At 56.9% G+C, this 332-nt stretch carries 1 rRNA gene; it reads left to right on the top strand.

The window, feature by feature from the left end:
• A 23S ribosomal RNA gene (locus ACIPVK_RS21840) occupies window positions 1-111 on the top strand; the annotation flags it as partial.
• Window positions 112-332 lie beyond the last annotated feature (221 nt).

The following is a 332-nucleotide window of genomic DNA, read 5'->3' on the forward strand; positions in this document are numbered from 1 at the left end:
TTTGGTGTGAGAGGCCCCCAGCAGACCACTGGGTTGATAGGCGGGACGTGGAAGCGAGGACCAAAGACTCGTGAAGCCGACCCGTACTAATAGGCCGACAACTTAAACCACAAACACCACGCCACCCCGCAGGGGTGGTTGGCAAGAAACGCTGCGTCCACTATACGGTCCCGAAACAACAACCCATGTTTTTTCGCGGATACAACACAACAACCACTATTGTGGTCGTGACCCATAGATTCACCACCCCGGCAGCAATGCCCGGGCAGTGGTACTAGAGTTACGGCGGTCATAGCGTGGGGGAAACGCCCGGTCCCATACCGAACCCGGAA

Origin of the sequence: Paeniglutamicibacter sp. MACA_103, assembly GCF_045798555.1 — a bacterium.
Taxonomy (GTDB): domain Bacteria; phylum Actinomycetota; class Actinomycetes; order Actinomycetales; family Micrococcaceae; genus Paeniglutamicibacter.